Annotated in this window: 18 protein-coding genes; 14 read left to right on the top strand and 4 right to left on the bottom strand. The window is 31.4% G+C overall.

Going from position 1 to position 21,177, the window contains the following annotated elements; translation table 11 throughout:
* Positions 1-86 precede the first annotated feature (86 nt).
* From H1220_05970 to H1220_05905, 14 genes are all read left to right on the top strand, one after another.
* Complete coding sequence (locus H1220_05970) at positions 87-893, top strand: ABC transporter permease (GenBank protein ID QMI86674.1); 807 nt, start codon at positions 87-89, stop codon at positions 891-893.
* A 60-nt stretch (positions 894-953) separates the two neighbouring features.
* Positions 954-2,750 carry an oligopeptide ABC transporter substrate-binding protein gene (locus H1220_05965; protein QMI85270.1) on the top strand — a complete coding sequence of 599 codons (1,797 nt, stop codon included), beginning with the start codon at positions 954-956 and terminating at the stop codon, positions 2,748-2,750.
* A gap of 434 nt (positions 2,751-3,184) precedes the next feature.
* Positions 3,185-3,895 carry a cytochrome c biogenesis protein CcdA gene (locus tag H1220_05960; GenBank protein QMI85269.1) on the top strand — a complete coding sequence of 237 codons (711 nt, stop codon included), beginning with the start codon at positions 3,185-3,187 and terminating at the stop codon, positions 3,893-3,895.
* Between the two features lie 32 nt (positions 3,896-3,927).
* Positions 3,928-4,611: a redoxin family protein gene (locus H1220_05955; protein ID QMI85268.1), complete on the top strand. Its 684-nt coding sequence runs from the start codon at positions 3,928-3,930 to the stop codon at positions 4,609-4,611.
* A gap of 11 nt (positions 4,612-4,622) precedes the next feature.
* Entirely contained in the window at positions 4,623-5,738 is a 1,116-nt protein-coding gene (gene msrB, locus H1220_05950) for a peptide-methionine (R)-S-oxide reductase MsrB (GenBank protein ID QMI85267.1), read from the top strand.
* A 171-nt stretch (positions 5,739-5,909) separates the two neighbouring features.
* Positions 5,910-6,656 carry a response regulator gene (locus H1220_05945; protein ID QMI85266.1) on the top strand — a complete coding sequence of 249 codons (747 nt, stop codon included), beginning with the start codon at positions 5,910-5,912 and terminating at the stop codon, positions 6,654-6,656.
* Positions 6,656-8,356 carry a sensor histidine kinase gene (locus tag H1220_05940; protein QMI85265.1) on the top strand — a complete coding sequence of 567 codons (1,701 nt, stop codon included), beginning with the start codon at positions 6,656-6,658 and terminating at the stop codon, positions 8,354-8,356. Before H1220_05945 ends, H1220_05940 begins: the two co-directional genes overlap by 1 nt.
* Before the next feature lie 479 nt (positions 8,357-8,835).
* Positions 8,836-9,741: a tRNA pseudouridine(55) synthase TruB gene (gene truB / locus H1220_05935; protein QMI85264.1), complete on the top strand. Its 906-nt coding sequence runs from the start codon at positions 8,836-8,838 to the stop codon at positions 9,739-9,741.
* Complete coding sequence (gene ribF / locus H1220_05930) at positions 9,741-10,682, top strand: riboflavin biosynthesis protein RibF (GenBank protein QMI86672.1); 942 nt, start codon at positions 9,741-9,743, stop codon at positions 10,680-10,682. Before truB ends, ribF begins: the two co-directional genes overlap by 1 nt.
* Positions 10,679-11,809 (top strand): oxygen-independent coproporphyrinogen III oxidase, encoded by a 1,131-nt coding sequence (locus H1220_05925; GenBank protein ID QMI85263.1) that lies wholly within the window; start codon positions 10,679-10,681, stop codon positions 11,807-11,809. Before ribF ends, H1220_05925 begins: the two co-directional genes overlap by 4 nt.
* 14 nt (positions 11,810-11,823) lie before the next feature.
* Positions 11,824-12,360 (top strand): NUDIX hydrolase, encoded by a 537-nt coding sequence (locus tag H1220_05920; GenBank protein ID QMI85262.1) that lies wholly within the window; start codon positions 11,824-11,826, stop codon positions 12,358-12,360.
* Between the two features lie 10 nt (positions 12,361-12,370).
* Positions 12,371-13,063 (top strand): nicotinamide mononucleotide transporter, encoded by a 693-nt coding sequence (locus H1220_05915; protein ID QMI85261.1) that lies wholly within the window; start codon positions 12,371-12,373, stop codon positions 13,061-13,063.
* Between the two features lie 167 nt (positions 13,064-13,230).
* On the top strand, positions 13,231-13,908 hold the full coding sequence (locus H1220_05910) for an MgtC/SapB family protein (GenBank protein ID QMI85260.1): 678 nt from the start codon (positions 13,231-13,233) through the stop codon (positions 13,906-13,908).
* Positions 13,909-13,982: 74 nt separating this feature from the next.
* Complete coding sequence (locus H1220_05905; protein QMI85259.1) at positions 13,983-17,057, top strand: SNF2 helicase associated domain-containing protein; 3,075 nt, start codon at positions 13,983-13,985, stop codon at positions 17,055-17,057.
* Between the two features lie 219 nt (positions 17,058-17,276).
* Here H1220_05905 and H1220_05900 read toward each other — a convergent pair whose 3' ends face one another.
* From H1220_05900 to H1220_05885, 4 genes are read right to left on the bottom strand one after another with little or no spacing between them, the layout of a single operon-like run.
* The gene (locus H1220_05900; protein QMI85258.1) at positions 17,277-18,350 is read right to left on the bottom strand and encodes an ABC transporter substrate-binding protein; all 1,074 of its coding nucleotides are present in this window, start codon (positions 18,348-18,350) and stop codon (positions 17,277-17,279) included.
* Positions 18,351-18,374: 24 nt separating this feature from the next.
* Positions 18,375-19,166, bottom strand: coding sequence for an ABC transporter permease (locus H1220_05895; GenBank protein ID QMI85257.1), 792 nt, complete (start codon positions 19,164-19,166; stop codon positions 18,375-18,377).
* A complete protein-coding gene (locus tag H1220_05890; protein ID QMI85256.1) occupies positions 19,159-19,974 on the bottom strand; it encodes an ABC transporter permease in 816 nt (271 codons plus the stop codon). The genes H1220_05895 and H1220_05890 overlap by 8 nt, the downstream gene beginning before the upstream one ends.
* A 12-nt stretch (positions 19,975-19,986) precedes the next feature.
* Positions 19,987-21,108 carry an ABC transporter ATP-binding protein gene (locus H1220_05885; GenBank protein QMI85255.1) on the bottom strand — a complete coding sequence of 374 codons (1,122 nt, stop codon included), beginning with the start codon at positions 21,106-21,108 and terminating at the stop codon, positions 19,987-19,989.
* Positions 21,109-21,177: the final 69 nt, after the last annotated feature.

Here is a 21,177-nt window from a genome sequence, read left to right as displayed (position 1 = left end):
ATAAATTAAAACAAGAAAAAGATAACAAAAAAGCCGTTGTTGGTTTTGGTGTTATTGTTCGTGAATTTAAACGTGATAAAGTTGCGATGACAGCTTTTATTATCTTTGCGACATTGATTTTAGGTATTTTTATTACATCAATGTTTTTAGATAGTAAAAAAGCAATGGAAGTATTTATTACAAATCGTTTTGCCAAACCAGGTACAAAAGGTTACATTATGGGTGCCGATGAAGGTGGTCGTGAGATTTTATTCCAGTTGATTATTGGTGCAAGAAATTCATTGACAATTGCTTTTAGCGTAACTGTTTTAACAACTCTTGCCGGGTTGTTTATTGGAACGATTTCAGGATACTATGGTGGATGGGTTGATGCTGTTGTGATGCGTATTGTTGATTTCATCAGTATTTTACCAAGATTATTGCTAATCATTGCATTTTTACAAGTTGTACCAAACTATTCAATGCTTGCGTTCATTTTTATCATGAGTGTTTTCTCATGGGTAGGGAATGCAAGATTATATCGTGGGAAAGCTTTAGCAGAATCTTCAATGGAGTATATAAAAGCTGCTAAAACATTAGGTGAAAGTGATTTGCGTATTATGACACGTGAATTATTACCGAATATGAGTTCTATTATTATTGTAAATACAACATTATCCTTAGCAGGAAATATTGGTTTAGAAACAGGTTTGAGTTATTTAGGATTTGGTTTACCAAGTTCTACGCCAAGTTTAGGGACATTGATTGGATATGCAACCAACTCAGATATTATTAAAAACAAAGTGTGGGTGTGGCTACCCGCATCATTACTTGTTTTGGTGTTAATGCTTTGTGTTAACTATATTGGTGAAGCGTTGAAACGTTCATCAGATGCAAAACAACGTTTAGGTTAGTTTATTAAACTACTTTATAAAAAGTAGATAGTAAAAATATTTATTAAGGGAGTAATTACAATGGCAAAAAAAGCAAAATGGTTTTTAGGTTTAGCATCAGTTGCTGTATTAGCAGCTTGTGGCAATAACACAGATACTGCAAAAAAAGAAGAAACAAAGTCAGCAGACAGTAATGTTGCAGAAACATTAGCAAAATTTCCGTCTAAAATAGAGCATGAAGGTACACCAATTAAAGGTGGCGTATTAAAATATGCATTGATCAGTGATAGTCCTATTCCAGGTGTATTCAGTGGTCTTTACCAAAAAGAAGCATCTGATTCAGAAGTAACAGCATTTACAGAAGAAGGCTTATTTGTAGCTAATAGTGACTACAAAATTGTCGAAGGTGGTTTAGGAACTTTAGCAATTGACAAAGATGCAAAAACGATCACAATCAAAGTTAAAGAAAACGTAAAATGGTCAGATGGCGAACCATTTACAATTGATGATTATATCTATGCATTTGAAGTGATTGGACATAAAGATTACACAGGTGAAAGATATAACGATACATTTAAAAATATCGTTGGTATGGATGAGTATCATGAAGGAAAATCTGAAACAATTTCAGGTATCAAGAAAAATGATGATCATTCTGTAACATTCCAATTAAAAGAAGTATCTCCATCATTGAATCATGTTGGCGGATTTTGGTCTACACCATTCCCTAAACATCAGTTGAAAGATATTGCAATTAAAGATCAATCAGCATCTGATGCAGTTCGTAAAAATCCAGCTGGTTTAGGTGCATTTAAATTCAAAAAAATCGTAACAGGTGAATCTGTTGAATTAGAAGCAAACCCATACTACTGGAAAGGTCAACCAAACTTAGATGGTGTTATCATTGAAGTTGTTAACTCAACAAACTCTCCAGATGAATTTAAAGCAGGTAAATATGACATTATGTCAGTATCAACATTAACAGCTATTTACGATTCATTTAAAGAATTAAACAATGCAACTTTAGCTGGTAAATGGCGTCATGCTTACCAATACATCGGATTTAAATTCGGTAAATGGGATGCAGAAAAAGAAACAAGTGTTATTACAAACGAAAAAATCAACGATAAAGCATTACGTCAAGCAATGGGGTATGCATTAAACTTAGAAGAAATTGGTCAAACATTCTACAACGGTTTACGTGTTCGTGCAAACTCAATGTTAGCACCAACATTTGGCTCATTACATGACAGCACATTACCTGGTTTCCCACATGATCCAGAAAAAGCTAAAAAAATCTTAGATGAAGCAGGCTATAAAGATAAAGACGGTGATGGATTACGTGAAAATCCAAAAGGTGAAAAATTAACGATTAATTTAGCGATGTCTGCTGGTGGCGATAATGAACCGATTTCTCAAGCATACATCAAATACTGGAAAGAAGTTGGTTTAGACGTTCAATTAGTAGGCGGACGCTTAATCGAAGGTAACTCATTCTTTGATCGTTTAGAAAACGATGATCCAGAAGTAGACTTATTCGTTGCTGGTTGGTCATTATCTGGTGACCCAAATCAATCACATACATGGGGTAATACTCAATTAAATATGACACGTTATGTATCTGAGAAAAATGATGAATTATTAGCTAAAATGGGTTCAGCAGAAGCATTTGATTCTAAAAAACAAAAAGAAATTTTTGATGCATGGCAAAAATATGCTAATGAAGAAGCATTTGGTTTACCATTGTTCAATATCTTATCATTAACAGCTGTTAATACACGTGTGAAAAACTTAGATGTTAAAGATTATGAAGGTAACTGGGGTTACAACTTACATAAAATCCAGTTAACAGCAGATGCTCCAGCAGCTTCAAAATAATTAAATAAAATACTAGTTGTCTGTCAAATAGGGCTGATAGCTATGAAAGATAGTGATTTAATACAAGTTAAGTCACTATCTTTTTGTTTTATGTTAGGGACAAAAAATTAAGAGTTTTAGGCTCTAAAATCGTGTTGGTGGAGCAATCCACCAACACGATTTTTAAATAAAGAGGTATTTCTCATAAATTGTTCTATAAGAAAATTAGATTCTTTGTTAAGTTGTAGCTTTTAATAAATGAAGCGGTGAACGGACATTTTACAATGTTCGCTCACCGCTTTTTGATAGTAGTGTGAGTTTTGCACTATTTTCTAGTTTTGTGCGTCATTCAATAAAATTCATATTAAATTCAAGTTTTTTAATATCTTATTCTATGTTTTTATGAGAGATAGTTTAGTATAGTATACATGTAAACAAGGAAAGGAGTTGAGCGTATGGTTCAACAATTAGATGCCGTTTTTCTTTGGACGACATTTTTAGCCGGTATTTTATCGTTTTTTTCACCGTGTATTTTACCGTTATTACCTGTATATACGGGGATTTTAATGGAGGAAACAGGTGATAAAGCTATTAAAATAGGGCGATTTAAAATTTATACAAAACCTGTTTATACCACATTGGCTTTTGTGTTTGGTATTTCAACGGTTTTCATTACATTAGGTTTTGGAGCAAGTTTTTTAGGAAAACTTATTGCAAGCCCGTATACACCAATTATTATGGGGATTATTGTTATTATTCTTGGGTTACACCATGCTGAATATATTCATATTCCATTTTTAGAAAGACAAAAATCGACAACGATGTCTAGTAATAAAAATCATTTACTAAATGCTTATTTATTAGGATTTACATTTAGTTTTGGATGGACACCTTGTATTGGTCCAGTTTTGAGTGCGATTTTTGCATTATCCTCATCTGGAGGAAGCAATAGTCTTTTAGGAGTTATGTTAATGGCTGTCTATGCATTAGGTTTAGCATTACCATTTATGTGTATTTCATTAGCATCTACACTATTTTTAAAACATATTGCCAAAGTTAAAAAATATATGTTACGCATTAAAAAAGTTGGTGGTTGGTTGATTATTTTAATGGGCGTATTATTGATATTTGGACAAGCTAACTTTTTATCAACACTTTTTCATTAAACAATAAATAATAAATAAGGAGAGAAAATAAAATGAAAAAATATATGAAACAATTAGGAACAGTAGCAACAGCATGTGTATTATTAGCAGGTTGCGGACAAGCTGCAATGAAAGATGATAAAATGATGGAAAGCTCATCCATGATGAAAGACGGTAAAATGGACGATAAAAAAATGGACGACAAAAAAATGGATGATAAAAATATGAGTGACAACAAAATGAAAGATGATAAAATGATGGAAAGTTCGTCTATGTCTGATAAATCAAATATGAAAGATGATATGATGAAAAATAAAGGTGAGATGGCACCAAGTTTTAAATTGATGGATGTTAATGGCAAAGTACATACACTGGAAGAATATAAAGGTAAAAAAGTATTTATCAAAGCATGGGCTTCATGGTGTTCAATTTGTTTGTCCACACTACAAGAAACTCAAGAATTAGCTAAAAATGAAAAAGACTTTGTTGTCTTGACGATTGTTGCACCAAATTATCGTAATGAAAAATCAAAAGAAGATTTCTTGAAATGGTTTAATGGCACATCTTATACAGATTTACCAGTACTATTCGATGAAAATGGTGAGTATTTCCAAAAATTAGGTGTCGTAGGCTATCCATCAGAATTGTTCATAGGATCAGATGGTACACTTGTTAAACAACAAACAGGTTATATGTCAGCAATGGATATTAAAGAATTTATGAAAACAGTGAACTAATGAGGTGAACTATGAAGAAAGGCGTCATTATAGGAGCGGTAATTGTTGCTGTGTTAGGTGTACTGTTCTTACAACGCTATGTAAGTGCAAAAAATGCAAGTACACAATCTATTGAAAATAGAGTTAAAGAACAAGTAACTTCAGAAAGTAAATCAATGCAAAAAGGAGGAGAAACTGTGGATAAAAGTATGTTAAAAGATCTTTACTTAGCAGGAGGCTGTTTTTGGGGATTAGAAGAATATTTTTCTAGAATCAATGGTGTAATTGATGTGACATCTGGATACGCTAATGGAAAAAGTGATGTTACAAATTATCATTTGATTTCTCAAACAGATCATGCAGAAACGGTACATATTCAATATGATGCCTCTAAAGTAAGTTTAAGAGAATTACTCTTGTATTATTTCCGTGTGATTGATCCAACAAGTGTTGATAAACAAGGTAATGATAGAGGTAGACAATACCGTACAGGTATTTACTATCAAAATGACGATGATAAAAAAGTGATTGATGAAGCTATTGCTGAAAAAGAAAAAGAACTTGGACAAAAAACTGCGATTGAAATCGAACCATTGAGACACTATATTTTAGCAGAAGAGTACCATCAAGATTACTTGAAAAAAAATCCGGGTGGATATTGTCATATAGATGTATCAGAAGCGAACGTGCCTCTTGTTGATGTGACAAAATACCCAAAACCATCTCAAGAAGAATTAAAACAAACATTAACAAAAGACCAATATCAAGTCACTCAAGAAAATAAAACAGAACAAGCATTTTCAAATCAATATTGGGACTTTTTTGAAGAAGGTATTTATGTTGATGTTGCAACTGGAGAACCGCTATTCTTCTCAAAAGATAAGTTTCAATCAGGTTGTGGATGGCCTAGTTTTACAAAACCAATTAACACAGAAGTGGTAACATATCATAAAGATACAAGTTATAATATGACACGTATTGAAGTGAGAAGTCGTGCAGGTAATTCGCATTTAGGACATGTATTTGATGACGGTCCAAAAGATAAAGGTGGTTTACGTTTTTGTATCAACAGTTTATCTATTAAATTTATTTCAAAAATGGAAATGGCAGAAAAAGGATATGACTATCTATTACCGTATATGGAATAAAAAAGTAGACTACACCCATTGATTATTGTGGTGTAGTCTATTTTTGATTTTATAGTAAATAATATTGGTGATAAAATTTTTTAATAGTACAGAATCATAGCAGTTATCTAATATTGATTGATAAAAGGATCATTCAATTTGTGATATAATAAGAACAAAGAAGGTGAACAGATGTACACGATTTTAATTGTAGAAGATGAATCATTTATTCGAAAAGGATTAACGCAACTCGTAGATTATCAGTCATTAGGTATTACAACGATTCTTGAAGCGAGTTCAGGAGAAAAAGCATTAAATATTTTAGAAGAAAACCATGTAGATATTTTATTAACAGATATCAATATGCCCAATATGGATGGCATTACATTGGCAACAAAAACAAAAGAATATTATCCAGAAATACATATTGTTTTTTTAACAGGATACGACTATTTTGATTATGCTTTGGCTGCTTTGAAATTAGGGGCTGATGATTATATTTTAAAACCAGTATCTAAAAAAGATGTTGAAACTATTTTAAAAAAGGTTATTTTAAATATTCAAAAAGAGCAAAAAGATAAAATTCTTTTAGAAGTTGTGGATACACAAATAAATGATTCTAAACAAAATCAAATGCAACAAATCATTAATGAGCATTTTACAGAACCTGACTTTTCATTAGTGAAATTAGCAAATTGGTTGGGGTTTGCATCGACGTATACAAGCACACTCATCAAAAAGCAATTCGGTATGTCTTTTCAAGATTATGTAACAGAAAAACGTATTGCGTATGCCAAAATTTTATTGTTATCAAGTGAATTAAAAATTTATGAAGTGGCTCAAAAAGTCGGGTATGATGATGTGAATTATTTTTCTATTCGATTTAAACAAATTGTTGGTATGTCACCTAAGAAATTTCAAAAAGGAGATAGTGAGTGATGAAACGAAAATCTTTAGCTTACAAAGTTTCTTTGTATGTCTTTACGATAATGGTTATATTTCTTGTTGGAATAGGTGGTTTTTATTATGCCATGGCATCTCAAATTATTGTGGATATGACAGAAAAAAATACGAAACAAGTATTGGATAGAGTCAATCATGATTTATCTTCTTATTTAGAGAGATTACGGCAAAGTACGTATGCTTTATCAAATAATGAATCCATTCGGTCTTATATGTTGCATGAAACAACAGAAAATAAAAACATATCACTAGAAATTATTCATACTTTTTTAAAAACAGATAGTCAATTTTTATCCATTGTACTCATTACAAAAGACGGACGCGTTTTATCAAATTTAGATAGTATGGATATGTCTTTATCTAAAAATATGATGGAAGAAGAATGGTATACAGAAGCCATTAAACAAAAAGGCGTTGCGGTATTAACGTCTATGAAAAGAAAGCAAGATAATAAAGAGATACAAGTGATTTCCATGACACAAGATATTCACGATGAAAAAGGAGAAAACATAGGTGTCTTACGAATGGATGTTTCATCAGATAGTATTGATGATTATTTGCAACAATTAAATTTACAAGATAATGGTGAATTATTTATTGTAGACCAAACCAATCGTATTTTGTATCAATCCGCTAATCAAACAGAAGAAGTCCGTCATAATTTATCTGAAATCATGCGTATTAAAGAAACAGAAATGGGGTATATGAATGGGCAGTATACTTATGTGCAATCAAATAAACTAGGTAAATCCACATGGGAATTGGTTGCTGTTGTACCACTTTCTGAATTAAAAGATGTTCAATTACATTTGCTTGTTGCCTTTAGTTTGTCGGGGATTTTTATTTTTGTTGTAACGGGTGGTGTTCTGCTTATTCTGATTAGAAAGTGGACAAGACCATTAAAAGAATTACAACAAACAATGCATCAAATTGAACATGGGGATTATTCAGCAAGAGCGGTCATTCAAGGAAGTGAAGAAGTACAAGATTTATCCTTATATTTTAACCGTATGCTTGATGAAATCAATCGTTTACTAGAAGGAATTAAAGAAAAAGAAAGAGATATTCGTTATTTTGAATTACAGGCACTAACAAGTCAAATTAACCCACATTTTCTTTATAATACATTGGATACGATTATTTGGATGGCAGAATTTAATGATAGTCAAAAAGTGGTGAGTATGACAAAAGCGCTGGCACAATTTTTTAGATTATCTTTAAATGCAGGAAATGAATTGATGACTTTAGAAAATGAGTTTGACCACATTCGTCAATATTTATTTATTCAAAAACAACGTTATGAAGAACAATTAGAATATGAGATTACACTTTTAGAAAAATGTAAAGACATCAAAGTACCACGTCTTATTTTACAACCAATCGTTGAAAATGCGATTTATCATGGTATTAAAGGTTTAGATAGAAAAGGGATGATTCGTGTTTTTATGACAGAAACAGATACACATTATGGTATTAATATTGAGGATAATGGGCGTGGTATAAAACAAACCACAAAGGATATGACATCTCACAAACGATTAGGTGGTGTGGGATTGCAAAACGTTGATGAACGTTTAAGATTATATTATGGTCAGCCTTATAAAATGGATATAGTATCACAAGAAAATACATATACAGCAATCACATTATGGTTGCCAAAAAACCAAAACCTATAGAAATTGTGGGAGCAATTTCTATAGGTTTTTGGAATTAGGATGAGAGATAATTAGAAAAAGGAGATTGATTTTAAAGTCTTATAAACATTCTGCTATAAGATTGTGGTTTTAAGGTAATGCTACATACAGAAAAGTGAATAAAAATACATAGAAATGTTTATGTGATGAATGGATTAGTGGACTTTTTGATGATTCATCATTTTTTATTTACTCGTCTATAAGTCTTTTAAAATCAATCTTATTTTATATTATACGCTTTTTTTTTATGACTTTCAATAGGGTTAAAAATATCAGGAAAATGAAAAGTATAAAAATGATTTTAATTATATAAAAAAGTTTTAAAATGTATAAAATATCATTTTAGGAGATATGTACGCTTGTTTTTGTATACAAAAAATTTTTCTGTAAAAGAGGAAGAAACCTAGATAATGAAAAAATGAGTAAAAAGTGATATACTGTCTAAGAAATGAGGTAAGAAAATGAACGGGATATTACCATTGTGGAAAGAACGTGGCATGACCAGTCATGACTGCGTTTTTAAATTAAGAAAAATATTGAAAACAAAAAAAGTAGGACATACAGGGACATTGGATCCTAATGTTGATGGTGTATTACCAATTTGCATTGGTAGTGCAACGAAAATGGTAGAATTTATGTTGAATGCTGAAAAGCAATACGAGGGAGAAATCACATTAGGAATAGCAACAAGTACAGAAGATAGTGACGGCGATATTGTGGCTGTTAAAAATATTGATAAAATACCAACAACAGACGAGATTGATGCAATAATGGCATCAATGTTAGGTCGTATACAACAAATCCCGCCTATGTACTCAGCCGTAAAAGTAAATGGCAAAAAATTATATGAATATGCACGAAATCATGAAACGGTTGAACGACCAGTTCGTCAAGTCGTGATATATGACTTTAAGCGTATATCTGATGTAAGTGTACATGATAATCATACAGTGTCGTGGCGATTTTCTGTGACATGTAGTAAAGGGACGTATGTACGTACACTGGCTGTTGATTTAGGTGCGAAAATGGGATACCCTGCATTTATGAGTGATTTGACACGTACACAAAGTGCAGGATTTAAACAGGAACAATGTTTTACATTACATCAGCTTGAAGTATTGAGTGATGCTTCAATGGCACTTATTCCTGTTGAACAAGCTTTCTTAGATTATCCGCGATGTGAGATTGATGATGAGGTATATGCACGTGTACAAAATGGTGCTATTTTACAAGAAATGCCCCATGTTCAGTATCCTGTTTTTTTCGTTTATCGTGACAAAATTATAGCGTTATACGACAAACACCCTGAAAGAGCGGGGTATATCAAACCTAAAAAAATGTTATTAAGTAATGGAGAATCAACATGATGAATATTATAAAATTAACCTATCCATTTCAGCCTGTTGAGGTTGAAAAAGAAGGTATTGTTTTAGTACTTGGTTTTTTTGATGGTGTACATTTAGGGCATCAAAAAGTCATTGAAACAGGAAGAGATATTGCTAGGGAAAAAGGATATAAATTGGCTGTGTTAAGTTTTAATCAGCATCCGTCCGTTATATTTACAAAGCAAAAAGAAGTGTATTTAACAAGTGTGGAAGAAAAAGCTGTTTTATTGCAACAAATGGGTGTTGATATTTTCTATCTTGTTTCATTTACAGAGGCATTTGCATCGATTGAACCTCATCAATTTATTCAAGATTATGTTATCAATCTTAATACAAAATATGTTGTGGCAGGATTTGATTATCGTTATGGAAAAGGTGCAAATGGAACTATTGAAACATTAGCCGAACATAGTCAAGGAACATTTGACGTCATTATTGTGGAACAACAAACACAAGATTATGAGAAAGTAAGTTCTACAGCTATTCGTCAAGCGCTATCAACTGGAACTATTGAAAAAGCAAATGCATTATTAGGTAGAGTGTATGCGACTAGTGGTTATGTCATTCATGGTGATGCACGAGGACGACAAATAGGATTTCCAACGGTGAATATTAAAGTAGATGAAAAACAATACAGACTTGCTGAAGGGGTTTATATTGTGCGTATAAAAGTCAAAGACGTATGGTATAAAGGAATGGCGTCTATCGGACGTAATATAACGTTTGAACAAAATCGTGTCGTAAGTGTAGAAGTACATGTACTTGATTTTAGTGAAGATATTTATGACGAAGAAGTTACAATTGAATGGTTAAAATATGTACGAGAAGAAATTAAATTCCATAGCGTGAAGAGCTTAATCGCTCAATTACGAATGGATGAAATTTCAGCAAGAGAGTATTTTGAAAGTAGAGGACAAATATGACGTCAGTCTATATCCATATTCCGTTTTGTGAACATATTTGTTATTATTGTGATTTTAATAAAGTTTATATTGAAGGACAACCAGTTGATGAATATGTTCAGTTATTGATTGATGAGATAGCGTTAACGATGCAACAATATCCTAAAACAGAAATAAAAACGGTGTATATTGGTGGAGGCACACCTACAAGTTTAACAGCTAAACAACTGGATACACTATTAACAGGTATGCATAAATATTTATCTATTCATCCACAAGCAGAATTTAGTGTAGAAGCTAATCCAGGTGATGTTAATTTAGAAAAAATGGCTGTATTAAAAATGCATGGTGCTAATCGTTTGAGTATGGGTGTTCAATCTTTTGATAATCGTATTTTAGAAAAAATAGGACGTAGTCATCGTGTTGATGATGTGTATCAATCTGTATCAAATGCACGTAAAGCAGGGTTTGATAATATTAGTATTGATTTGATTTTTAGACTACCATATCAGACATTGTCTATTTTTAAAAATAGTTTAGAACAAGCACTAGCATTGGATTTACCACATTATGCAGTCTATTCTTTGATTTTAGAAAATAAAACGATTTTTTATCAGTTGATGAGAAAAGGAAAACTTCCTTTACCAAGCGAAGATGATGATGCAGACATGTATGAACTGGCTATGGAAATGTTAGACAAAGCAGGAAGAAAGCAATATGAAATTAGTAATTTTGCTTTGGACGGCTATCAATCCATCCATAATAAAACATATTGGAATAACGGACATTATTTTGGATTTGGAGCAGGAGCACATGGCTATATTCATCAAATACGTTATAAAAATAATGGACCCATTCAGCACTATTTAGAACCTTTACGACAAAAGCAACTTCCTATTTTTTCAAAAGAAACATTAACAAAAGAACAGATTATGGAAGAAGAATTGTTTTTAGGATTGCGAAAAATAGAAGGTGTTAACCGACAGCAGTTTCAAAAAAAATATGGTATTTCATTAGAAAGTGTCTATGGAAAGACAATCCAATATTTAATGAGTGTTGGATTATTGGAAATGAAACATGATTTTATTCGATTAACAAAAAGAGGTATTTTTTTAGGAGATACCGTATTTCAATCATTTTTAAAATAAGGAGAAGTATACGTATGAATGATTATATAGAAACAACCTTACAATCAAAAAATGTGTATCATGGTGCTATTTTTGATGTAGAAAGTCATGATGTTCGCTTACCAAATGGAAATATATCCAAAAGAGATATTATTAAACACCATGGTGCTGTATGTATTCTTGCTACAAAAGACAATAAAGTATTGCTTGTTAGACAATATAGAAAAGCGATTGAGCAATCACTTTTTGAAGTGCCTGCTGGAAAATTAGATTCTCCAAAAGAAGAACCATTAAGTGCAGCTAAACGAGAATTAGAAGAAGAAACAAACTATCAAGCAAGACACTGGAAAGAAGTTTACACTTTTGTTGTTTCTCCAGGATATTGTACAGAAAAAATTACGTTATTTGAAGCAACAGAATTAATAGAAGTTGAAAATCCACTTTCATTAGATGAAGATGAGTTTTTAGATATTGTATGGATAGAGATATCTAAAGCTTTAGAAATGGTTGAAGACGGTACGATTATTGATGCAAAAACAATTATGGCCTTACAATATTTAGCGTTACAATAGGAGGAAGAACATGGATGAGCCTAAATGGGTAAGTTATTTTGATAAAATTTGGTTTCTCGTGTTTTTACTACTTACATTTTATACAGTTTTTCAAGACTATCGTGGCATGAATTTTTTAGTAGTTGGGCTTATTTTAAATAATATTTTTGATGCGTATATGGGTGTTGTTTTTTCAAATGGATTAAAGCGTCATTATTATATTGTGACAATTATAGGATGTTTTGTGACTGCTTTTGTGAAATTTCAATATGATTTAGTAGGTGGCGTAATCAGTGCCTTAATTGGAGCTGTGTATGCGATTATTGGCTACATTGAATTTGAAGACACCATTACGTACACCGATAAACATGATTTAAAACCATTGATTTACAATGCTATTGGAGGATGTATTTTATTCTTTGTTTTATATACATATATTGTAGAAGACAAACAAAACATCGTGTTAATTATTGGTAATTTTTTAGTTTTTATACTAGGAATGTTGGCACGTTTTTTGTTAATTAGAGGAAAATCTGCATCGTATATTTTCTTTATTATTGTTGATATTGTTACGATTCTAGTAGAAATACAGACATATCTGATAAAACAAAATAATGATGTTATTGTTATTTTAATTAATACATTTATGCTATTAGTGATTGACTCAAAAGCATGTTATATATGGCAAAAAAAAGCATTTGAACATAAACAGCAACAACAATGAATGTAATCTATATGAAGGCTCTTCGCCAACCTCAGTTGGCGAAGAGCCTTATTTTTAAAGTACAACAATATGCTCTTGTCTAGATGTTTTCATAGATGATATTTTTTACCGTTTATGGTATACTAAAGTTTACGAAATTAAGCGTTATCATAAAGGAGGATATATAGATGACAACGCAAGATATTGCGATTCGATTAGTTTTAGCTATTATTTTTGCAGGTGTTATAGGCTATGACAGACAACGAAAAAGTAGACCGGCAGGACTTAGAACACATATTTTAGTATGTGTAGGTGCAACGACAGTTGCTCTTATTCAAAGTGCAGTTTTTTATGAGAAATTAAGTATTCATCCAGAAATAGATGTTGACCAAGTACGTTTATTAGCCCCTATTGTAAGTGGGATAGGTTTTTTAGGTGCGGGCACAATTGTTGTGACGAAACAAAGAGTAGCGGGGTTAACAACGGCGGCTTCTTTATGGACATCGGCAGGCATTGGTATTGCTTTAGGTATGGGATATTATAAAATTGCTTGTTTAAGTTTTCTAGCAGTTGTTTTTTCTTTAACAATCATCCGTTTTATTGTACATGTTCCGAATGTGAAAAGATTAGAAGTTCAATTTGTGCATAGACTAGAAACAAAAGCCTTTTTAAATGAATATTTTTCAAAATATTCTATTGAATTGAATGATGTTTTATTCGATGTACAAAATGTGGACGGTAGAAATGTGTATCGTAATATTTTTACAATTCATTTGCCAAAAGATATTTCTTTAGTCAATATTGTTGAGGATTTATCCTTACATAAAGATATTATGAAAATCAGGCTAGTGTCTATTGTTGAGTAAAAGAGTAGTTACTACTGTAATGGTCAAAAGTATGGTATGATAAAATTACAATTTAGTTGAGTGAGGAGGATACGATGAGCAATGGTATATCAAATAAAATGATAGATGAAGCAAAGCAATTAGTACAAGAAAATAGGGTCTTGAGTATTGTGAAGTATCCGACCTCAACGGTATGGTTCTCAGAAATTTTAGACCACAATCAATTATTTTCTGTTTACTTAGATGCAACAAGTACAGGAAAGGATATTTGTGATTGTCAATACTCTAAAGAACATGGCTATTGTAAACATATTTTAGCTGCTGAATTATATTTAAATATGCAAGGATATGAAAGAAGTGTATCTCATCAATTAAAGCATCAAGTTGTTGACACAGCAGCTCGATTAAATCGTTTAAGTAAGTCGTTATATACACAAACTAAAAAAATGGAAATTGATACGTCTTTTATCAAAGTAGAAGTAACATTGAATATGACAACACAATGGCGAGATAGACGATTATTGATTTCTTTAAAAATTGGGAAACAGAAATTATATGTCGTAAAAAGTATACCAGAGTTAATATATACGTATTTTGAGCGTAGGACGTATACATTAGGTAGTAAAGATGCGATTGATTGGCAAGATTATGCAGTCGATCAACAGACACATCACTTATTTGTTTTTTTGAAAAAAGTATTTTCGTATTCTGAACCTGATGTGTATGTACCTAGTTTAAAATATCTTCAAATTCATCCATTGGTAGTAGCAGAATGTTTGGAAATTACCTCTCATTTAAAAAATGTAATATTTGTATTAAATGACCATGTTGTTGAAACTTATCATTATTCTGAAGAAAAAGCGCCTCTTCATTTTTATGTGAATAAACATCGTTTAGGGTTAGAATGTTCTTTAGAACATCCTCATTTATTGGATATATTAGATGATTTTATGTTACTTAGAATAGAAACTCATTTCTATAAAATAGATAAAGATTTATTGCCGATTTATGAGTTATTATTAGATATTTTTGATAGTCGTAAAATAAAACCTATTCTGATAAAAACAGAAAATATTTCTGATTTTATAAATTATACAATACCTTTATTGGAACAAATTACACATATCCATTATGATGGTAGTTATATTGTGAAAAAACAAACATATAGGCCAGATCTTTATGTGACGAAAGAAGACGATACATTATGGATTGATATACAAACAAATACAGATGTATTCGATCAGTATAATGTAGAAGATGCTATTCGATTGGAAAATAAATTGTTAACATTAGGTTTTTCTAAAAAAGGAGAGCGATTTGAAAAGTATTTACATTCTACAGATACATTCTATGATTTTCTATCACGTGAAAAAACACAGTTGAATGATTTTAGTCATGTTATTTTGTCTGAAGATTTACAAGATAAAGCCTTTCAAGTTGATATACCAATGATACGATTTGATACACAAGGTTCTTTACTCGATATATCTTTTAATATTGATGGTATTTCTGATAAAGATATTTCTAAGATTTTACAGCATATTCAAGAAAATGATCACTATTATCAGTTGGATAATGGGCAATTTATTGATTTAAGAGATGATGTTTTTCAAGATGTTCATCATATTTTAAATCAGTTACGCTCAAAAGATGTGTTAAAAGACGGCCATATTCAATTACATCAAACACAAGCACTACACTTAGTATCTGATTTACACAAAAATATTAATATGGATGATTATTTTTCTAATTTAGTCTATGACTTAACGCATCCAGAGTTATTTCGTGCATCTATACCAAAGAGTTTAAAAACAACATTAAAAGATTATCAAGTTTATGGATTTAAATGGTTAAAAATGTTATCTGCACATCAATTTGGCGGTATTTTAGCAGATGACATGGGACTAGGTAAAACAATCCAAACGATAGCTTATTTATTAAGTGAGATAGAAGAACAGAAAACGAATAATCGGCCGAACTTAATTGTGTGTCCAGCTTCGTTAGTTTATAATTGGAAGCACGAATTTGATACATTTGCACCTAATCTATCAGTAGAAATTGTAAATGGGTTAAAACAAGATAGATTAGATAACTTGAAAAAAGATGTGCAAATATATATCACATCTTATCAAAGTTTTAGACAAGATGAACGTTCATATAAAGAAAAACAGTGGCATGCCATTGTATTAGATGAATCACAAATGGTTAAAAATTACACGACAAAACTACATCGTAGTTTACGCCATTTATCTGCGCATGTTATTTTTGCATTGAGTGGTACACCTATTGAAAATAGAAAAGAAGACTTTTGGTCTATTTTTTCACTTATTCTACCAGGTTTATTTCCACATGTTCGAGATTATAAAAAATTAGATACAAAAACAATCGCAAAAATGGCAAAACCATTTTTATTACGCCGATTAAAATCAGATGTATTAACAGAATTACCCGAAAAAATTGAAACAGTTTTGTATAATGAACTGAGTAAAGAACAAAAAGCATTATATTTAGGGTATTTGCAAAATATTCAAACAAGAGTAGCGCATTATTCTAGTGAAGAATTTACAAAAAATAAATTAGAAATTTTATCTGGATTAACACGCTTACGCCAAATTTGTTGTCATCCAAAATTGATTATGGATGATTATGTCGGTGATGTTGGTAAATTAGAACAATTTTTAACACTTGTTGAAACGGCTATTGCTGGAGGGCATCGTTTATTAGTTTTTTCTCAATTTACAAGTATGCTTGCTATCTTACAAGATGCTTTAAAAAACATGGGACACGATAGTTTTATGTTAACGGGGCAAACAAATACAAAACAACGAATGGATATGGTTAAAGCATTTAATGCTGGAAAACACGATGTCTTTTTTATCTCATTACGAGCTGGAGGAACAGGATTAAACTTAACGAGTGCCGATACCATTATTTTGTATGATTTATGGTGGAATCCTGCTGTTGAAGAACAGGCAATGGGACGCTCGCATCGTATTGGTCAGAAAAAAACGGTACAAGTATACCGATTGATTTCTCAAGGAACTATTGAAGATAAGATGAATGATATGCAACAACAAAAGAAAGCTATTTTTGATGAAGTTGTCAATGATGTGATGATGCGTCATGAGTTAACAAATGATGATATTAAAGATATTTTAGGTATTGAATAAAATAGACTTTTCATCAAATTGTATTGTATAAAGAAATAGTGAAAAAGGCAGTGAATGGCATTAGCCACTCGCTGCCTTTTTTACTATTGAGAATAATTAAAATACTGAAACTTAGTATTTTATTGCATGGTAACTAAACTTACACAATTTATTGTAGATAAAAGAGGTGAATTGACGTTTTTCAGCATCAATTTACCTCTTTTGTATTATAGAGTAAATCTATTTATTTTCAATTTTTATTTCTAAAAATAAATCATTAAACTGATTATTTTTTTCTCTGGATAATCCTTTATAGGCTTCTAATCGACTAATCAAATCATCATCTGGATAAAATGATTTGTTAGATGTGATTTCAGGATCTATCAGTTCTTTTGCATCTTTATTTGGTGTGGCATAACCAATGTATTCTGCATTACGTGCCGCAATATCTGGACGTAATAAGAAGTTGATGAGTGCGTAAGCACCGTCCAAGTTATCTGCTGTTTTTGGAATAACAATATTATCAAACCAAATATTTGATCCTTCTTTTGGAATAGTATAGGCTAAATCTTCATTTTCATCTAGAGCAGTAGATGCTTCTCCTGAAAAAGTAACCGCAATGGCTGCTTCATTTTTTGCCATATACATTTTAATTTCATCAGCAACGATTGCACGAATATTTGGCATAAGTTGCTTCATTTTTTGTGTAGCTTGTAATAAAGCATCTGTATTTGTTTCATTTAAGGAATATCCTTGAGATTGCAGACCTATACCTAACGTTTCTCTAGCACCATCATACATTAAAATATTATTTTTAAATTTTGGAGCCCACAAGTCATTCCATGTTTGAAGTTCTTCTTCATCAACAAATTTTGTATTATACAAAATTCCTAAAGTTCCCCAAAAATAAGGAATAGAGTAACGATTGTTTGGATCAAATGGCATGTTTAGAAATCGTTCATCAATATGACGTATATTATCTAATTTTGAGTAATCCAAGGTGTTTAACATGTTTTCATGAATCATTGTTTGAATCATATATTCACTTGGCACAGCAACATCATAAGATGTCCCACCTTGTTTAATTTTTGCCAGCATTGCTTCATTAGAATCAAAAGTTTCATAAACGACTTTATAGCCTGTTTCTTCTTCAAATTCCCCAATGAGTTCAGGGTTAATGTAATCTCCCCAGTTAAAAAAATGAATGACTTTATCTCCGGTTAATCCTTGTGTATGTTCTACTTGATATTTAATACCAAATAGTCCGATGCATATCACAAGAATAAGCAAAACACTCTGATATAATTTTTTCATATTGTACCCCGTTTCTATGTTATATTATCGTTTTTTTCGTCTTTGTTCTGTTGTTTGAATAATGTAATATCCAATAACTAGTACAAAGGATAATAAAAACATTAACGTACTTAAAGCGTTGATTTCTAAACTAATACCATGTCTAGCACGAGAATAAATTTCAACAGAAAGGGTACTGAATCCATTCCCTGTGACGAAGAATGTCACAGCGAAATCATCTAATGAGTAAGTAAATGCCATGAAAAATCCGGCAAAAATACCACTTGAAATACTTGGTAAAATAACGCGTCCCATGATTTGACGAGCGTTTGCCCCTAAATCTTGAGCGGCAGTAATCATTGTGTCATTCATATCGTATAATCTTGGTAGAACCATTAACACAACAATTGGAATATTGAAGGCAACATGGGCTATCAATACACTAAAGAATCCTAATTTTATAGGAAGCAAAAATGTAAATAGCATCAGTAAACTTGCCCCAATCATAACATCAGGTGTTACCATTAAAATATTATTTAAATTTAAAAAAGTTTGTCTTGTTGTATTCTTTTTAAAGTAATAAATCATAATTGCACCGAAGGTCCCAATTACAGTTGCAATCAATGCAGATAATAAAGCTAAAATAAACGTATTGATAATAAAAATCATCAAGCGGCTATCTTCAAAGACTTTTGTATAATGTTCTAATGTAAATTCGGTAAAACGGTTCATATCATTACCGGCATTAAATGAATAAAAAATCAAGTAGAAGATAGGTAAATAAAGTACAGCAAACATAAACCATAAATATATATTTTGCCATTTAAATTTATTCATCTCTTAGTCCTCCTGCTTCATTTTTATCACGTGTCAAGAACATAACAATAATCATGAGTACCATTAAAACAACGCCAATAGCAGATCCCATTCCCCAGTTTTGTGTGACAAGGAAATGTTGTTCAACGGCTGTTCCTAATGTAATGACACGATTTCCCCCAATTAAACGTGTTAACATGAATAAAGATAATGAGGGAATGAATACAGCTTGAATACCACTTCGAACGCCTGGTAAAGATAAAGGAAAAATAACCCGACGTAATGTTGTTAATCGAGAAGCTCCTAAATCTTCACTAGCTTCAATCATTGAATAAGGAATATCGTTAATAGAATTGAAAATAGGCATAATCATAAATGGCAATTCAATATACGCTGCAACAATTAAAAATGCAGCATCTGTAAATAATAATTGTTGAGGTCCAACACCAATAAATGTTAAAAATTCATTGATCGTACCTGTTTGACTAAATAAACCAATAAAGGCGTATGCTTTTAATAATAAATTGATCCATGTTGGTAAAATAATGAGTAGAATCCATAACTGTTTATGTTTTGTTCTACTTAATAAATAAGCCATAGGATAACTGAAAGCCAAGGTCACTAGTGTAACAAGAGATGCATACAAAAAAGAATTGATCGTCATTTTGACATAATTAGCCGAGGTAAAATAGTGAATATAATTATTTAAAGTAAATTGTCCATTGCTATCAAAAAAAGATTGATAAAGAACTAATACAAGTGGGGCAATGACAAATAACACAATCCATAATAAATAAGGAATAGCATAATTATAGTGTTTCTTTTTCAATTTTCAGCCTCCTCAGTCTTCGTATTGTTCAAGACGAGCATCAAAGTCTTCTTCAGATTCATTGAATCTCATAACATGAATATCGTCAGGTTCAAAATTTAATCCTACTTTCGCACCAGGTTTTACTTTATCGGTTGTGTGAATCATCCACTCATTGCCGTCTTCGTCATAAGCGATAATTTCATTAAATACACCTCTAAATAACATGGTATCTACAGTTGCAACTAATTTTCCTTTTTCTGGTGTTGTAATATCAATATCTTCAGGACGAATAACGATTTCAACGGCTTCTCCACTTGGAATACCAGCATCTTCACAATCGAAAATTTTACCAACAAATTCTACTTTGTAATCTTCAATCATCTTTGCATCAATAATATTACTCTCACCAATAAAATCAGCTACATAGCGATTGATTGGTTCGTCATAAATATCTACTGGAGTTCCTGATTGGACAATTTCTCCATTGTTCATGACAAAAATCCAATCAGACATTGCCAATGCTTCTTCTTGATCATGTGTGACAAAAACGAATGTGATACCTAAGCGACGTTGCAATTCACGTAATTCGTATTGCATATCTGTACGGAGCTTTAAGTCAAGCGCTGATAAGGGTTCGTCTAGTAATAGTACCTCTGGCTCATTCACAAGGGCACGAGCGATGGCAACACGTTGACGTTGTCCACCTGACATTTCTGATATTTTGCGTGTTTCATAACCACTTAGACGTACCATTTTTAAAGCGGTTGTTACTTTTTCTTTAATGGTTTCTTTATCTATTTTTTTAACAGATAGACCAAATGCAATATTATCAAAAACGTTCATATGTGGGAATAATGCATAATCTTGGAAAACGGTATTTACTTTTCGTTGATGAGCAGGAATTTTATTGACTTGTTCTCCGTCTAAATAAATTTCTCCACTCGTTGCAGAACTAAAACCAGCAATTAGCCTCAAAATTGTTGTTTTACCACAACCAGATGGACCTAGCAAGGTATAAAATTTACCTTTTTCTAATTCCATATCAATGGATTTTAATATATCTTGGTTATCATAAGATTTTGTAACGTGCTTTAAAACAACACTGTATTTTTCTGCCACTATACATTTCTCCTTTACAAATAAATTTGCCATTTCATTATGACAAGAACGATTATAACATATATAAATTGAAAAGCATTAAATAATATAGAAATGTTACTT

This window comes from Carnobacteriaceae bacterium zg-84 (genome assembly GCA_013874835.1).
In the GTDB taxonomy this organism is placed as follows: domain Bacteria; phylum Bacillota; class Bacilli; order Lactobacillales; family Aerococcaceae; genus WM01.
Note: the sequence above shows the minus strand (reverse complement) of the source record. Positions and strands in the feature narration are given on the sequence as shown.

Bases quoted from the DNA above. Each gene is read 5' to 3' on its own strand.
- H1220_05970 (QMI86674.1), top strand. From the start codon at position 87: ATGACAGCTTTTATTATCTTTGCGACATTGATTTTAGGTATTTTTATT.
- H1220_05965 (QMI85270.1), top strand. From the start codon at position 954: ATGGCAAAAAAAGCAAAATGGTTTTTAGGTTTAGCATCAGTTGCTGTA.
- H1220_05960 (QMI85269.1), top strand. From the start codon at position 3,185: ATGGTTCAACAATTAGATGCCGTTTTTCTTTGGACGACATTTTTAGCC.
- H1220_05955 (QMI85268.1), top strand. From the start codon at position 3,928: ATGAAAAAATATATGAAACAATTAGGAACAGTAGCAACAGCATGTGTA.
- msrB (QMI85267.1), top strand. From the start codon at position 4,623: ATGAAGAAAGGCGTCATTATAGGAGCGGTAATTGTTGCTGTGTTAGGT.
- H1220_05945 (QMI85266.1), top strand. From the start codon at position 5,910: ATGTACACGATTTTAATTGTAGAAGATGAATCATTTATTCGAAAAGGA.
- H1220_05940 (QMI85265.1), top strand. From the start codon at position 6,656: ATGAAACGAAAATCTTTAGCTTACAAAGTTTCTTTGTATGTCTTTACG.
- truB (QMI85264.1), top strand. From the start codon at position 8,836: ATGAACGGGATATTACCATTGTGGAAAGAACGTGGCATGACCAGTCAT.
- ribF (QMI86672.1), top strand. From the start codon at position 9,741: ATGAATATTATAAAATTAACCTATCCATTTCAGCCTGTTGAGGTTGAA.
- H1220_05925 (QMI85263.1), top strand. From the start codon at position 10,679: ATGACGTCAGTCTATATCCATATTCCGTTTTGTGAACATATTTGTTAT.
- H1220_05920 (QMI85262.1), top strand. From the start codon at position 11,824: ATGAATGATTATATAGAAACAACCTTACAATCAAAAAATGTGTATCAT.
- H1220_05915 (QMI85261.1), top strand. From the start codon at position 12,371: ATGGATGAGCCTAAATGGGTAAGTTATTTTGATAAAATTTGGTTTCTC.
- H1220_05910 (QMI85260.1), top strand. From the start codon at position 13,231: ATGACAACGCAAGATATTGCGATTCGATTAGTTTTAGCTATTATTTTT.
- H1220_05905 (QMI85259.1), top strand. From the start codon at position 13,983: ATGAGCAATGGTATATCAAATAAAATGATAGATGAAGCAAAGCAATTA.
- H1220_05900 (QMI85258.1), bottom strand. From the start codon at position 18,350: ATGAAAAAATTATATCAGAGTGTTTTGCTTATTCTTGTGATATGCATC.
- H1220_05895 (QMI85257.1), bottom strand. From the start codon at position 19,166: ATGAATAAATTTAAATGGCAAAATATATATTTATGGTTTATGTTTGCT.
- H1220_05885 (QMI85255.1), bottom strand. From the start codon at position 21,108: ATGGCAAATTTATTTGTAAAGGAGAAATGTATAGTGGCAGAAAAATAC.